Annotated in this window: 17 protein-coding genes; 5 read left to right on the forward strand and 12 right to left on the reverse strand. The window is 65.4% G+C overall.

Annotated elements, in window-relative coordinates; all coding sequences use genetic code 11:
* Positions 1–18: 18 nt before the first annotated feature.
* From LOS78_RS14280 to LOS78_RS14320, 9 genes are all read right to left on the reverse strand, one after another.
* Positions 19–1,791, reverse strand: coding sequence for a terminase large subunit (locus LOS78_RS14280; protein ID WP_230377231.1), 1,773 nt, complete (start codon positions 1,789–1,791; stop codon positions 19–21).
* The gene (locus tag LOS78_RS14285) at positions 1,775–2,245 is read right to left on the reverse strand and encodes a phage terminase small subunit P27 family (protein WP_230377232.1); all 471 of its coding nucleotides are present in this window, start codon (positions 2,243–2,245) and stop codon (positions 1,775–1,777) included. Before LOS78_RS14285 ends, LOS78_RS14280 begins: the two co-directional genes overlap by 17 nt.
* Before the next feature lie 51 nt (positions 2,246–2,296).
* The gene (locus tag LOS78_RS14290; RefSeq protein WP_062563245.1) at positions 2,297–2,542 is read right to left on the reverse strand and encodes a hypothetical protein; all 246 of its coding nucleotides are present in this window, start codon (positions 2,540–2,542) and stop codon (positions 2,297–2,299) included.
* Positions 2,539–3,915: a site-specific DNA-methyltransferase gene (locus LOS78_RS14295; protein WP_152367667.1), complete on the reverse strand. Its 1,377-nt coding sequence runs from the start codon at positions 3,913–3,915 to the stop codon at positions 2,539–2,541. Before LOS78_RS14295 ends, LOS78_RS14290 begins: the two co-directional genes overlap by 4 nt.
* A 109-nt stretch (positions 3,916–4,024) precedes the next feature.
* Complete coding sequence (locus tag LOS78_RS14300; RefSeq protein WP_018000081.1) at positions 4,025–4,369, reverse strand: HNH endonuclease; 345 nt, start codon at positions 4,367–4,369, stop codon at positions 4,025–4,027.
* Positions 4,370–4,508: 139 nt separating this feature from the next.
* Positions 4,509–4,886, reverse strand: a complete 378-nt coding sequence (locus LOS78_RS14305) for a DUF6362 family protein (RefSeq protein ID WP_230377234.1) — start codon at positions 4,884–4,886, stop codon at positions 4,509–4,511.
* Entirely contained in the window at positions 4,879–5,097 is a 219-nt protein-coding gene (locus LOS78_RS14310) for a hypothetical protein (protein WP_371824713.1), read from the reverse strand. Before LOS78_RS14310 ends, LOS78_RS14305 begins: the two co-directional genes overlap by 8 nt.
* A gap of 352 nt (positions 5,098–5,449) precedes the next feature.
* The gene (locus tag LOS78_RS14315; RefSeq protein WP_230377238.1) at positions 5,450–7,675 is read right to left on the reverse strand and encodes an AAA family ATPase; all 2,226 of its coding nucleotides are present in this window, start codon (positions 7,673–7,675) and stop codon (positions 5,450–5,452) included.
* Positions 7,672–7,872 carry a hypothetical protein gene (locus LOS78_RS14320; protein WP_230377239.1) on the reverse strand — a complete coding sequence of 67 codons (201 nt, stop codon included), beginning with the start codon at positions 7,870–7,872 and terminating at the stop codon, positions 7,672–7,674. Before LOS78_RS14320 ends, LOS78_RS14315 begins: the two co-directional genes overlap by 4 nt.
* Before the next feature lie 123 nt (positions 7,873–7,995).
* Here LOS78_RS14320 and LOS78_RS14325 point away from each other — a divergent pair, with 123 nt between their 5' ends.
* On the forward strand, positions 7,996–8,235 hold the full coding sequence (locus LOS78_RS14325; RefSeq protein WP_018000085.1) for an Arc family DNA-binding protein: 240 nt from the start codon (positions 7,996–7,998) through the stop codon (positions 8,233–8,235).
* Positions 8,232–8,666: a type II toxin-antitoxin system VapC family toxin gene (locus LOS78_RS14330; RefSeq protein WP_011748362.1), complete on the forward strand. Its 435-nt coding sequence runs from the start codon at positions 8,232–8,234 to the stop codon at positions 8,664–8,666. Before LOS78_RS14325 ends, LOS78_RS14330 begins: the two co-directional genes overlap by 4 nt.
* On the opposite strand, the gene LOS78_RS14335 is transcribed toward LOS78_RS14330, so the two are convergent.
* From LOS78_RS14335 to LOS78_RS14345, 3 genes are all read right to left on the reverse strand, one after another.
* Positions 8,654–9,370 carry an RNA polymerase sigma factor gene (locus LOS78_RS14335; RefSeq protein ID WP_062563252.1) on the reverse strand — a complete coding sequence of 239 codons (717 nt, stop codon included), beginning with the start codon at positions 9,368–9,370 and terminating at the stop codon, positions 8,654–8,656. The two genes, LOS78_RS14330 and LOS78_RS14335, sit on opposite strands and share 13 nt — an antisense overlap.
* 97 nt (positions 9,371–9,467) lie before the next feature.
* The gene (locus tag LOS78_RS14340; RefSeq protein WP_230377240.1) at positions 9,468–9,701 is read right to left on the reverse strand and encodes a hypothetical protein; all 234 of its coding nucleotides are present in this window, start codon (positions 9,699–9,701) and stop codon (positions 9,468–9,470) included.
* Positions 9,702–9,794: 93 nt separating this feature from the next.
* Positions 9,795–11,954, reverse strand: a complete 2,160-nt coding sequence (locus LOS78_RS14345) for a hypothetical protein (protein ID WP_230377242.1) — start codon at positions 11,952–11,954, stop codon at positions 9,795–9,797.
* Between the two features lie 331 nt (positions 11,955–12,285).
* Between LOS78_RS14345 and LOS78_RS14350 the strand changes: the two genes are divergently transcribed.
* The 3 genes from LOS78_RS14350 to LOS78_RS14360 are packed head-to-tail and all read left to right on the forward strand — an operon-like array spanning position 12,286 to position 14,446.
* The gene (locus LOS78_RS14350) at positions 12,286–12,741 is read left to right on the forward strand and encodes a DUF2924 domain-containing protein (RefSeq protein ID WP_230377243.1); all 456 of its coding nucleotides are present in this window, start codon (positions 12,286–12,288) and stop codon (positions 12,739–12,741) included.
* A complete protein-coding gene (locus tag LOS78_RS14355; protein ID WP_230377244.1) occupies positions 12,738–14,060 on the forward strand; it encodes a recombinase family protein in 1,323 nt (440 codons plus the stop codon). The genes LOS78_RS14350 and LOS78_RS14355 overlap by 4 nt, the downstream gene beginning before the upstream one ends.
* On the forward strand, positions 14,057–14,446 hold the full coding sequence (locus LOS78_RS14360) for a hypothetical protein (protein ID WP_230377245.1): 390 nt from the start codon (positions 14,057–14,059) through the stop codon (positions 14,444–14,446). The genes LOS78_RS14355 and LOS78_RS14360 overlap by 4 nt, the downstream gene beginning before the upstream one ends.
* Positions 14,447–14,491: the final 45 nt, after the last annotated feature.

Raw genomic sequence — 14,491 nt, forward strand, 5'->3', positions numbered from 1 at the left:
TTCCGTAAGACGGGTAGCCTACAGCACCAGGATGCTGCGGCTGTCATAGACTGAGCGGCCGGCATTGACGTCGCGCAGGAGCGCCCGGCCGAGGGCGTTGCAGATCGCGACAATGCCGTCGATGCGCTCCGAGGAGCGTTCCTTGTCCGGCTTGATATTGCCGGCCGGATCATGGCGCACGGCGACATTCGAGGCATTCCAGTGCAGCACCGGATGGCCGCCATGCCACAAGAGCCGCGACACCGAGAGGCGCTCCAGTTCCGCGGTCGGTGCCGCCATGCTCAAAAAGCCCTGCCCAAATTGCACGAGGTTCAGCCCCTCATCCTGCAGATGCTGGACGATCTCTCCGGCGAAGGTGCGGTCGTAAGAGAGCTCGCGCAGATCGTAGCGCCCCGCGAGTGCGATGATCTCCGCCTCGATGAAGGCGAAGTCGGTGGCATTGCCGGGCGTGGCAGTCAAAAACCCCTGGTCGCGCCATGTGGCATAGGGCACCCGGTCGCGCCGGGCGCGGCGCAGGATGTCCTCCTCAGGCACCCAGAAGCGGGGCAGCACGATCCATTTGTCTGCGAGGTCGCCGAGCGCGGGGTCCCCCGTCGGTGGGAACAGCAGCATGAAGGCCGAGAGGTCGTTGACCCGGGCGAGATCGAGCCCTCCATAGCATTCGCGGCCCAGCAGCTTCTGCTCCAGATCATCCAGCCCGGCGCGGATGTCTCGCCAATCAGCCCCGTCACCCGGCCCGCCCTCGGCCCAGACGCCCATGTCGAGCCAGCGGGTGACCTGTTCGGTCCATTCATTCAGCCGCAGCCGCCGGATGGCGTTCTGCTGCGCCGGCATCTCGCGGGCCTCGTCGATCTGGCGCTTCAGATCATCGCGCTTCACCGTCACGCCAAGACTCGGATTGGCCTTCACCCAGACCGCAGGATCAGTCCAGTCATCGCCCGCGTCGATGGTGGCGATATAGGCAAACCAGCTATCGGCCGTCTCATGCGGCACAGACCCTTCCAGCGCCTTGACCGAGAACTCGTGATGCTGGCGACAGACCGAATGGCGGTCATGGCCGGCGGTGGTGATCTCGACGATCAGCGGCTGGCGCCGGGCACCGGTGGCGGTGTTGAGCTTCTGGATGATCTCCGGCCCCGGATGTTCATGCACCTCGTCCACGGCGGCCAGATGCACGTTGAGCCCGTCCATCTTGCTGGCATCGGCCGAGAGCGGCCGGAACCACGACGCGGTGGGCAGCACCGCGAGGTTGTTCACGGTGCGCGTCACCCGCGCTGACAATGCAGGACTCGCCGCCACCATACGCTCGGCCTCGCCGAACACGATGCGCGCCTGATCGCGGGTGGTCGCCGCGGCATAGACATGCGCGCCGGCCTCACCATCGGCGATCAGCGCGTAGAGCGCGATGCCTGCGAGCAGCGCGGATTTGCCATTCTTGCGCGCCACCTCGACATAGGCAGTGCGGAACCTCCTGAGCCCATCAGCGCGTTTCCAGCCAAAGACGGATCCGACCACGAATTGCTGCCATGGCTGCAGCACAAAGGGCTGGCCGGCCCATTCCCCGGTCGAGTGCCGCAGATGGCTGAAAAACTCGATCGCGTGCAGCGCGGCGGCGCGGTCCCAGGAGAGACTGCGGGTCTTGCCGGTCTTCAGGTCCTCCAGATGCCGTGCGCAGGCCAGCTTCACCAGCCGGCCGGCGGTGATCTTGCCGCCGGTGACCGCCTTTGCATAGGCGGTGACCGGGCACGCCGGTGCCTTCCGAGCGGTACCAGATTTACGCGCTGCTGCCACGGTTCAGAAAATCCTCGAACGGGTCGCGGGTCTTGGGCGGCTCTGCCATGCGCACCCGGGTGCGGCTGGATGGCGTCATCCCGAACTCACTCTCGATCTGGCCCATCTGCGCGAGGCATTTATTGGCCACCGCCAGGAACGGGTTCTGGATGATATTCCCGCCCACGGTCTTCACCACCGGGCCGCGGCGCTTGACCTCGGCCTCCGCCTCGAGCCAGCGGCGCCAGATCACCACGTAACGGGCCAGCGCGCCGACATCGAGTTCGGTCATCACCCCATGCCGCGCCAGCAGCGCGGCCATCTCGGTGAACTTCGCGGCAGCCGCTTCGTCGAGATGCTCGGGCGGGTCCGGGGTCGCGACCACCGGCTGCGGCTCATCCGGGTTCAGCCGGTGCGACCGGGCCGTGCCCTTGACCAGTTTGAGCTGCGTCGGCAGTGGCTTGCGACCCGCCATGATCCTTGTCCTTTCCGGCTGTTCTCCTCCCGCAATGCTGATGAATCGGGCTTATCCCCGAGAGTCGGACTCGTGCTCGCCGCCACCGACCCGCATAGCCTCGAACACCCGCCGCAAGGCGAAGGAACGCACTATCGATACGATGGTAAAAATCCCGCCCATCGCCATGTTCTGCGTCAGCGTGACGTGCAGCCCGAAGAACGGGAAGATCAGGATCTGCGTGGCGACGGCAACGCCATATCCGACGATGACATTGGCGATGGACTCGACCAGCGACATGAGGCGTGATTGTTTCATGCTGCCTTGCTCCGGCGGCGCTTGCGGGGGGCGGCGTCACCCTTAGCGTCGTCATCCGCTTTCTCGGCCCCGGCATCATCGCCCAGCCGCTCGGTCCTCACCTGCGCGAAGGTCCGGCCGTCGCCATCGAGGATCGCGTCCTTGCCGGTCTCGGCCTGCCAGCGTTCCACAGCGACATCGACATAGGCGGGGCTGATCTCCATCGCGAAGACGCGGCGGCCGTTGACCTCGCCGGCCATGATCTGCGAGCCCGAGCCCGAGAAGGGCTCGTAGCAGAGGCCGCCGCGCGCGACATGCTGGCGCATCGGGATGCCGAAGGCATCGAGCGGCTTCGGGGTCGGGTGATCGGGGCGCTCGTCCCTGGCGAAGGACGGCATCTCCCAGGTCGAGGGCAGCGTCTGATCGGCGACCTTGGGCGGTCGGTTCGGGCGACGCCAGCCCATGAAGCAAGGTTCGTGCTTCCAGAGATAATGCGACCGGGTGAGAACACCGCGGTCCTTCACCCAGATGATCTGCTGATGCACAAACGCCCCGGCCTTTTCCCAGCAGGCTTCCAGCATCGCCTGGCGGCGCGAGGCGTGCCAGCAATACCAGGCCGCATCCTCGGTAATCGCCTCGGCCACCGCCGCCGCGATGAAACCGTCATAGAGTTCTGCCCCTTGGCTCGAGTCATCCCAGGTCGTGCCGTAGGACGCCGACCAGTCCTTGTTGCGGGTCGGATGATTGGAGCCATCGTAATCGACCAGATAGGGCGGGTCGGTCGCGAACAGCACGGCGCGCTCGCCATTCATCAGCCGGCGCACATCGTCGTGGGATGTGCTGTCACCGCAGAGCAGCCGGTGATCGCCGAGCAGCCACAGATCGCCGGTGCGCGAGGCCGGATGACGCGGAGGCTCGGGGATAATGACGGGTGGCGTCGACGTCTCGTTCTCCGCTTCCGCGCCGGCCAGCAGTCGGTCCAGTTCGCCGTCCTCAAAGCCCATGATCCCGAGATCGAAACCAGCCTCCTTCAGGTCGGACAGTTCCAGCGCCAGCAGCGCCTCGTCCCAGCCCGCATTCAGCGCGATGCGGTTGTCGGCCAGCACCAGCGCCCGGCGCTGGCTCTCGGTCAGGCCGGTCAGCCTGATGGAGGGCACGGCGTCCATGCCAAGCAGGCGCGCGGCCAGTACGCGACCATGGCCGGCGATGATGGTGCCGTCCTCGGCGATCAGCACCGGGTTCACGAATCCGAACTCGCGGATCGAGCCGGCGATCTCGGCCAGCTGCGCCTCGGAATGGGTACGGGCGTTGCGCGCGTAAGGCACGAGGCGATCAAGCCCATGATATTCGATGACAAGTTCGCGATCGGACACGGCTGTATTTCCTTGTTGCATGGGCCGCTACCCCCCCCTCGCCATTTTGGCCACGGATGCAGAAAGCTTGGCGCCCGGTCCGGGGCTGGAAGGCCCCAGAGATTTACCCTCCCCCCGGGGGGGCGGTGGTTTATGGTTGGCGGCGGGCGTTGCCGAAGCCGCCATCCTCGCTCGCGGTCTTGCGACTGTGACAGCTGGCACAGAGCGGCTGCCAACCGTCCGGGTCCCAGAACCGCTCCGTGTCGCCGCGGTGCGGGATGATGTGATCGACGGTATTGGCGGCGCTCACACGGCCCTGACGCTGGCATTCCGCGCAGAGCGGGTGCCGGGCGAGAAACATCTGCCGCGCACGCTGCCAGCGGGCGGACTTGTAGAGCGCCCTGACCGCGGGGTCGCGGTTACGGTCAGCATCGCGGTCGCGTTCACGCTTGTCGCGTCGCCCCACCGGGCGATGGATCGGCGGGCGCACAGGCATGGGGCCTCGCGAAATGGATGGAATGGGTGTGGGAACGATCGGTGGCGCTCCTGGCGCTCTTCTCCCGATCATGCCCTGCTTTTAGCACGGATCTGTTGCACGTGTCGAACACGAATGTGTTGCAACACTCTGGACTCGCTCACGCATTCAGCCGGGCAGCGATCTTCGTGAGCGCCAGCTGCCAGCGCCGCCAGGCCGTGGTCCGGTCGCAGCCCATCTCGCCCGCGATCACCTTCCACGGCACCCGTGCCGCCCGCGACCAGATCAGCTTGCGCTCGGGCTCCTCGATCCAGAGGACCCAGTCGAAGGTCCGCTCCAGCCGGGTGATGGCCGCCGCCGATGGCCAGACGCGCATCGGCTCGGGCTCCATCGCGGCAATCTCGCGCTTCGTCCGCAGCACCTGCGGCCAGGCGTTGAAGTAGCCTTGCGCTTTTACCGGCGGCAGCTTGCGCAGCGTCCGGAACGCCTCCTCAAAATGATCGGCGACGTCGTCCGCGGTCCAGTCGCGATCAGCCATCGCCGCGCCCTCCCTCGCGGGGGCCGTAAAGCTTGCGGCCCAGCTGCGCGACCATCTCGCGCTCGGGCCAGGTCAGGCGCGGATCGTCCAGGCTGACCGCCAGCAGGCCCATCTCCTGCCAGCCGTCGCGCTTGACCTCATCGGGGCTGCGCCGCGTGCCGCCGTAGCCGGGAGGCATGTAGCGCATCATCGTCAGTTTCATTCGGGCCATCGTCATCTCCTGTCGTTCTGGCCGCCGTGATCGGGTGAGGCAGACACGAGATCGGAGAGGTGGACCGCGGGCACGGACGTCACGGATGGGGGGCTCGGCCCTGAGGCCGGCCCTCCCATACGTAGTATGGGGGGTCCCGTTGTTCGTCCTCCAAACGGAACAAGAGATTGATATTGAAGCCTTTTCGACGACGAACAGAGGTCGAACAAGAGGACGAACATGTTTGTCCTCGTCCTGTGCCAAACCATTGATTTTGCAGGGTTGAGGACGAACAACGGAGGAGGACGAACATGTTTGTCCTGAGGTCGAACAAGAAATCCGGGAGGACGAACAAACGTGTTGGAGGACGATTTCACGCATGGTCGTCCTCCGGATCGGGCCAGTTGCAGGGGTCCTCCAGCTCCATGCAGAGGCCGTTGGCGGGCGACTTGTAGTGGCTGGGAACGACCGGTTTGCCGGTCGACAGCACCTCGCCGGACTCCGGATCGACCTGCGCCTCGCTGCCGAACACCATGCCGTGGACGCAGAGATATCCGAACCTCGAGCGAACGACCTCGTGGCCGAATTCGGTGCCATCGCGCAGGAAGCGGATATAGCCCTTGGTGCTCAGCACATTGATCCGGTCACGAATCGTCGACTGGCTGCCAAGGCCGAACTGGTTCTCGAAGGCCTCGCGGAACTGCGTCGAGGTATAGAGCCGCCCCTCGGCGGCCTCGGCGAGCAGGATCGAGAGGATGACGTCGCGCTTGCGATCCCGCTCGGTATCGTGCTTTGCGCCCATTTCCTGGCCGACGACGCGTTCGAAGAGCGGGCTGACCTCAACCCATGTACCCCCGATCTTGTCGACCAGCTTCGGCTCGAGCGCCGGGCCGTTGCGCAGTTCGATCTCGAGGCGACGGGCGGTGCTGTCCTCGTCCGGGCGGTGCAGGATCAGGCCGGAGGTGTAGTAGCCCCGGAGAGCACTGGCGCCGGAGAGCGCCTGGAAGGGATCATCCTTCACCTGCTGCTTCGACAGCTTCTTCGTGTGGTGGACGAGGATGATCCCGGCATCGGGATTGATCGCGTCTTGCAGCGCCTCGACCCGCTCCTTGAGGAAGAACATCATCGCGCTGTTGTCGTTCTCGCCGCCGCTGTCGGGACCGCCGTCGAAGACGTTGCGGATAGGATCGACGCAGAGGATGTCGGGCGGGCTGTCGCGGAAAGCGCTCCGGATCGCCTCCAGCACGCGGGTGACGCCACCGTGGTCGAGCAGCAGCTTCAGCCGCGGGGTGGCGACGAAGCCGTCGCGCGCGGCAACAAGGACTTCGGACGGCAGGCCGATCTGGTGCAAACGCTCGCGCAGATAGTGATACTGCAGTTCGGCCTGCAGGTAGAACACCCGCAGCGGCCGCGGCGGCGTGAAGCCGAGGAACGGCACGCCCGCGGCCATGTGGACGAGCCAGGAGATCAGGAAGTCGCTCTTGCCGACCTTGGGCGCTCCGCCAAGGACCAGCAGGCCGCCCGGTGTGAGCACGCGCGGCGCGATGATGTCGTCGGGCAGCGCGCTGTGGTCATCGAGCAGCTGGCCGAGGCTGAAGCAGGCGAGCGGGGCTGTCGGCGCCTCCTGCCGCGGCGGCTGCGCAGGTCCGTTGCGTTCGAGATGCCGCTGCCAGAGCCGCCGGGTCTCGGCCTTGAGGCGCTCCTCGGACCAACTAGGCCGCAACATGGCGGCGTTGTAGCCGCAGATTGCCTCCCAGGCCTCGTCGAGGCTGAGCCGGCCATCATGCGCCTGACGGAGGTAGTGCCCGATCGCGGCGCTGGCCCCGTGGAACCGGGTCCAGTCATCCTGCGTGCCCTCGCGCACCGGCGTGGTCAGGACGTCATCGACTGCGGGTTTGCTACCGGCGTTGAAGTCGAACCACGCTGAGCCTGAGGTTTCCGGGGTGAGCGCGGGCATCGCAGCGACGAGGGCCGCGAACTCAGCCAGATCGACCTCAATGGGCTGCTGGTCGACGATCCGGACCTGCGCCGTCCGTCCATATTTACCATGGATCGTCCCGGGCACCCGGATGGGCTGATGCGCCGAGCCGAAGCTGTCATCGCCGCCGACCTTCAGCGCCATCGCCGCCCGAAGCCGGCAGAGCCGGGCGAGGTCCTCGCCCTCGGCCGGTTCGGTCAACTTCCACCACAGGTGCAGCTTGGGTTGTCCGGCCTCCGTCACCCCGCCGCTCTCGATGGTCAGCGTCGCCGGGCCGAGGTTGTGGATCAGGTGGTCCCGCTTGGCGGCGATGTCGCCCTCGTCGAGATCGACGACCAGCGCCTGCATCTGCCGGACATGCTCAGCGCGGCCCTCGCCGCTGTTTCCGACCGTGCCGGGGATCACATAGATCGCGCGCCCGACGGAGGCGGCGGCTCGCGCGGCTGTGGCGATGTTCTCGGGCGCGCTCGCGTCTGCCGGGATCCAGCGCAGGTCGTTCGACGGCACCGGCGTCACGCCCTTCTCGGGCAGACCGCGCAGCGGGATCAGGCCGTCGCACCAGGAAAAGACCACGTCGACAAACAGCGCGATCTGGTCGCGATCGATGCCGGGCGCGCTCATTGCAGCCGCCCTTCGCCCGGCGCCATATCAGCCGGCTGGACATAAACCGCGAAGAGGTCCTCGCCATCCTCATGCTGGCCGGCTGCTTCGAAGAAGTAATACCGGTCTGGCATCACCAGCTCGGTCAGCTCCCAGCGGCGGTAATACCCCGGCAGACGTTTCAGGAGATCAGGCGGCGGAATGGGCGGCAGTGTCATCGATCGGGCTCGTGAACAGGGGCTTCACCTGTTCAAAAGCCACCCCCGCACGCCGATCGGGACATTGAAGCCGCGATTAAATGTGATATCTATAATTAAAATTGATATCGAGCGAGCTTCATCATGGCCCAGATCGTCGTGCGTCAGATCCCGGAAGAGGTGCATCGCGCGCTGAAGGCGCAGGCCGCCGCGCATGGTCGCAGCGCCGAGGCCGAGTTGCGCGAGATCATTGCCCGCGCGGTGCTGCCGCAGTCGCGCCCGCGCGCGGGTGATCTGATGCGCAGTATCTGGTCCGGCGCCGAGACGGACGACCTTTCGGTCGAACGCGACCGGACGCCCGCGGAGCCGGCCGGTTTCGAATGATCATCCTCGACACCAATGTCGTCTCGGAGACGATGAAGCCGGCGCCAGAGCCGCGGGTGATCGACTGGCTCAACCGGCAAGAGTTGACCACCCTGCACCTGACCACCATCAGCCTGGCCGAGTTGCGGTTCGGCATTGCATGCCTGGACGCTGGGCGGCGTCGGGACGATCTTGACGCGCGGCTCGAGCAGATGCTGGCCGAGGTATTTCCGGCACGTATCCTGTCGTTCGACGAGGCCGCTGCCAGTGCCTTCGGAGTATTGATGGCAACGGCGCGCCGGCAGGGACAGGCCGTGAGTTTTGCCGATGGCGCGATTGCTGCCATTGCCGCGGCACAGGGCTATCCCGTCGCCAGCCGCGACACCGCGCCCTTCGCCGCCATGGGCGTGGAGGTGGTGGATCCGTGGCACGAGGCGGCTCAAGGCCGGTAATGGCCTCGCAGGCGCGCAGCGGCGCGTTGATAACGTTTCCGCGCCGCCCCATCGGACAGGCGGAGCGCGCTTGCCATCTCGATCTGATTTAAGCCGTCCACCGCGACGCCGAGGACCAGATCGGCATCTGACCCGATTACCGCCGACAGATCAGCCCGCAATTCCGCCCGCATCCGGGCCCGTTCCGCCCATGACGGCGGCGCGGCAATCCAGTCGGGTTCTACCTCCGCGCAAGATTGCTGGCGGTCGATCTCGCGTCGATGGGCGCGCAACAGATCGCGTTCGGTGTTCATCAGCACGGTGGCGGCGATATTGGTGACGCGACCGAGATCAAGGGTCCGGATGATTTCCGTGCTGCGGGCCAGGAGGTCGGAGCTGATCTCGTCAGCAGTGCCGACACGACGACGCAGGCAGCGGTTGCGGATCGCATCGAGCCCCGGCCACAGGGAAAGCAGCATGACGTGCAGGGCCAATCCCGCGGGACGATCGCGGCCTTGTGACCTGCGCACGAGGGCGGCGAGAATGGCGTTTCGCCCATCGAAATCGAGATGCCCATGATGCAGGGCGCCGAGCAGCCCGACGATATCGGCGTAAGGCCGAAGCGACGGTTCGGCCGACCGGACGGCACGATAATCGCGTTGAGATTGCAGGGTCGACGACGAACGGGCGAGATCCTCGCGGATCGCGAACCAGGAGAAAGACACGGGACGCCAGCCTTCCGGCCGGGCGTCCAGCGCCTCTCTCGGGCCTCAGGGCGTCGTGCGCCTCTGATGATCGGGAAATTCAGGGGAACGGCGCGGCTTAACGCGCCGGTCCCTTCGTCTGGCTCATGGTCCCGCAGCGCCGGCAGGTCGCCGTGGCGGGATAGCTGAACAGATATTCGTGACCGCGCGCGAAGCTCACATGCATCAGGCCGTCGCGGTGGATGCCAAGCAGTGCGCCGCAGCGGCTGCAGCGCCAGTCGTTAGATGAGATGCGGGGCGTGCGGTCCTGCGCGCAGCGCACCGCCGGGAGATGAGAGTTGTGGGTCGGCATTTGAAATGCTCCGTCGTTGAAGGAGCAACTCAAATGAAACAGCGAATCGCAGTTAGTCAGAGCCCCTGAACGCAGTTGGAGCGCAGTTGGCGGTCAGACCGCGATCTCCCATTGTCCGCGCTTCGGAGAGCGCATGAAGCCAGCCTTCAGCTTGTCCCACAATGGCTGGCCAAAAATGCTGCTGAGGGATTGCCCCCCGAACCCTGCGATCATGTCCTCGGTCTTCATGGGCGTCGGATATGCCTGTACCAGTCGATCGATGACCGTGACGCGATTTTCCCCCACAATGTCGATCGTGCCTCGGCCTGGTACGCTCAGCACCCCGGCGCCGGTGCCCGACTTGTGGAACTCGACAGCCGCCCCACCTTGGGCCAACGACCGGTTCCGACGAAATGCTGCCGTCAGGCTTGTCAGATCGACAGCAAATTCGGCTCCCTCCGGCAGGATATGGTCGGCGAGTCTGGCGAGCACATTTGCCGCCAGGCAGACGCCGGCCACGTCGCCCGCCTGCAGGACGAGCCCGATCCCCTGTTTGTCACGCGCGCGAAGCTCGGTGTCGATGGCGGCGCGGACCCGTTCGTCCTCGAGTCGGCGCGCGAGATAGAGCGGCACATCACGCCCGTCGATTTCGAGTGCGCCGAGCGCGATGAGGTCGGGCCGGATGTTCTCCATCGCTGTGATGTCCAGCGCCTTGCCAAGCTGCTCGCGCAGGTGGCTGGCGACCCATCCGTCTCGAATCCGATAGACACGGTAACGCTCAGGCAGCGCGGCCGACGATGACTGGCCGTCGCTCGAGTGAAGCTCGAGTCCTTCAGGACGCTCCACGACCTTTGCCACATGTTCCCCGAAATCGTCTTCTTCGTCGATCAGGTCGTCACCCTCCCAACCTGAGGGGACCAGGAACCCGAGATCGAGCAGGGTTTTGACGTCTACCCCCCGCTCATGAAGCCAGGCACCGTTTATCCGGTCAGATGCCAGGTTCCACAAAGCCAGCAATGCAGGCAGCACCGCCGTGCTCTCTCTGGGCGTCGGTGCGCGACCATCACGCAATATGCCCCAATGGCGGAGCAAGCGGTGACCGAGGACGCGCTCGAACGGATCATCCAGGCTCAGCAGGCTCGTGGTGTTTCGATCCGTCAGGGTAAAGTCCAGCGTGCGCTCGCCGTCCACGCCCGCCCGCCGGTATTGAACAGCAATTTCCACGAACCGCATCGCGAGGGCATTGCGAAATATCCTCTCAAGGCCCGGCTGATCGCTGATCAGCTGGCCTATGTCTTCATCCAGGGACGTCGAGACCGACAGCCTGTTGGCGAGGTTTCCGATACTGATGTCCGCGCGGATCACGCGAGCTCGCAGGATGCTTGCGTCGTCGAACTCGGGGAGTCCCAGATCGAACCCGTTAAAGAACCGCGCGATGTCGTAGGCCTGAAAATCGACAGGTTGTTGCGAGGGCTCTTGCTCGAGGACCGTTCTGATGAAGCTCTCGGCCGCGTCATGGCGAAGCTTTCGGGTCCCAGCACGGACATGCACGCGTCCGGTACTCGGGGTGTGCACGATCATGATTTCCCCTGGTGGGCGGAAATACATTGTCGTGCGCTGCCCGTCGTCGTGGAGTTCCCGCACACTGGTGGGGGCTTCCGGGTGAACCACAAGGTACATGACCTCGGCGGGCACATCGCCGTCCTGGGGAATAGCGAACCGGTCGACTTCATACCCGTCGCCCCGATCGAGCCTATCCCGCAGATCGTCCAGCAAGGTGTCCAGCGCTGATGAGGCGACATCAGCCGCGCCGTCTTCCACAGGCGCGACCATGAACGTCTGGTAGTGGCGGTCATAGCGGCGATAGAGCCGCAGATGCAGGGTGTTCTCGGCCGCCTCGAACAACATCGGCTCCTTGAGATAAGCCCACAAGCTGCGCGCCAGCGCGTCGCGCTGCCCCTCGAACTCGCGCTTCTGCTCTGTCGTCAGTTTGGAGCGAACCAGTCCGTCGAGCGCGAACTGGCCGCGATCTGACGACATGGTGACGATGCGGGCCGCTTCGTTTTCGAGCGGTGACAGCTTCTCTTTGCGCTGCTCGCGCAGCATGGCGGCCGGCACGTTCCCGTCCGTTTCATCCGGATCGAAGTAGTAATCGACCAGCCAGGTCAGTTTGTCGAAAACCCGCATTTGCAGGAACGCGGCGATCATCGACGCCTCAGCATCGCCGAACAGGCGGAACAGGGCGGGGCAGGACTTGGCAGGCGCTCGAACCATGCAGGTCTCCATGATCAGAGTTTGCCAAGGCTAACCCGAGAGAGGAAAAAGGCAAAATAATCTTGTGCCCGCTGTCCCGATCCTCCGGGACGGGTGGCTTTTCCTCAGGAGAAGCAACCGGGCTGATCCTGATGAAACGACCCAATCCCCTGTCCCCCATGCTGATGACCCCGGCCGAGCGCCGCGCCGAACTGTGCAGGCTGCTGGCGCTCGGGCTGGGTCGGCTGCGCACGCGGGAGACAGTAGAAGAATCTGACGACACTGGAGAAAGTTGCCTACACTATCAGTCCGACCAATGCCGTCATGCAACTCCGACGCCCCGGAGAAATGCATGAACAAGTCCGATCCCATCCTCGCGCGCCTGGCCGCGCTCAAGACCACACCGACGCCCGACTTGAAGCAACAGTGGCGCGACCTGTTCGACAGCGAGCCGCCGCCGTTCAACCGCCGCTACCTTGAATCCCGCCTGGCCTACCGCATTCAGGAACTCGCCTATGGCGGGCTGAAGCCCGAGACGATCCGGCGGCTGGAACGGCTCGGCGAGGAACTGGACGGCGGCGACAAGAAGAAGCGCGGCATCCGCGCCGATCGCGGCCGCCCGATCACCGGCACGCGGCTGCTGCGCGAGTGGCAGGGCGTCGAGCAGGTCGTTACCGTCACCTCCGAAGGCTTCGAATGGCAGGGGCGGCCCTACAAGTCGCTCTCCGCCATCGCGCGTGCGATCACCGGCACGCGCTGGAACGGCTGGGTGTTCTTCGGCCTCAGGAATCACCGGGGCCGGACATGACGAAGCCGCCGGAAAAATCGAAACCCGTCCGCAAGCTGCGCTGCGCCGTCTACACCCGCAAATCCTCCGAGGAGGGGTTGGAGCAGGAGTTCAACAGCCTGCATGCCCAGCGCGAGGCTTGCGAAGCCTATATCGCCAGCCAGCGCTCCGAAGGGTGGGTGCTGGTCCGCGATCAGTATGACGATGGCGGCATCTCGGGCGGCACGCTTGAACGGCCCGGCCTTCAGCTGCTGCTGGAGGACATCGAGGACGGGCTGGTCGATGTCGTCGTGGTCTACAAGATCGACCGCCTGTCGCGCTCGCTCGCCGACTTCGCCAAGCTGGTCGAGGTGTTCGACCGGAACGGCGTGACGTTCGTCTCCGTCACGCAGTCGTTCAACACGACCACGTCCATGGGGCGGCTGACGCTGAACATCCTGCTCAGCTTCGCCCAGTTCGAGCGCGAGGTGACGGCCGAACGCATCCGCGACAAGGTCGCCGCCAGCAGGAAGAAAGGGATGTGGATGGGTGGCGTGCCGCCCTACGGCTACCGGGTCGAGAACCGGAAACTGGTCGTCGACAAAGAAACCTCTGCGCATGTGCGCTGGATCTTCGCCCGCTTCCTCGAGATCGGGTCCTGCACGGAACTGGCGCGAGAGGTCGGCACACGCGGCCTCCGGACGCCGCGCGGCAATCGAATCGACAAGAAATACATCTATCGGATGCTCAGCAACCGCGCCTACATCGGTGACGCGGTCCACAAAGGCAAAAGCTATCCCGGTGAGCACGACGCGATCATCGACCGCGAAGCGTGGGATCGCGTCCACGCCATCCTGCAGGAAAGCCCCCGCAAGCGCGCCGCCCGGACTCGCGCCGACACGCCCGCACTGCTGAAGGGACTACTCTTCGGTCCCGATGGCGCCGCGTTCTCGCCGACCCATACTCGCAAGGGCGACAGGCTCTACCGCTACTACGTCAGCCAGACAGTGCTGAAGCACGGTGCCGGGTCATGCCCCGTGGGCCGAGTGCCAGCAGGGGAGATCGAGGCCGCCGTCTTCGACCAACTGCGTGCCGTCTTCCGCCAGCCCGAGATTATCGCGGGCACGTGGAAGGCAGCGCGTGCCCACGCCAACATCACCGAAACCGACGCCCGAGCAGCCCTGCAGCAGCTCGACCCGCTGTGGGACGAGCTATTCCCTGCCGAGCAGGCGCGCATCGTAGCGCTGTCGGTGGAGCGGGTCGACATCGGCGTGGGAGGCTTGAACGTCCGGCTGCGCGTGGACGGCCTTTATGGCCTCGCGCGCGAGATGCTGGCCGGCGGCATCGGAGGAGCTGCATGACCCGCCGGGCTCCGATCCCCGAGACGGTGACCCTCCACGTACCGTTCCGCGTCGTGAAGCGCGGCGGGCGCAAGGAAATGCACCTGCCCGATGGTTTCCGGCCAGACCGCAAGGCGGACAACACGCTGGTCAAGGCGCTGGCCCGCGCCTTCCGCTGGAAGCGGATGCTCGAGTCGGGTGAGTTCGCCACCATCGCCGAACTGGCCGAGCGCGAGGGGATCGCGACGTCCTATATGACGCGCATCCTGCGCCTGACGCAGCTTGAGCCTGGCATCATTGAGGCGGTTCTCGACGGACGACAGAACGATGCCATTACACTTGCGGGCCTTATGGACCCGTTCCCGCTCAGCTGGATCGAGCAGAAGCACTTCTTCTCCGGCACCTGAACACCTCGCCGCACAATCTCACGCCACTGCGGCTATTGCTTCATT

The sequence above is a fragment of the Paracoccus sp. MA genome, from assembly GCF_020990385.1.
Classification (GTDB): domain Bacteria; phylum Pseudomonadota; class Alphaproteobacteria; order Rhodobacterales; family Rhodobacteraceae; genus Paracoccus.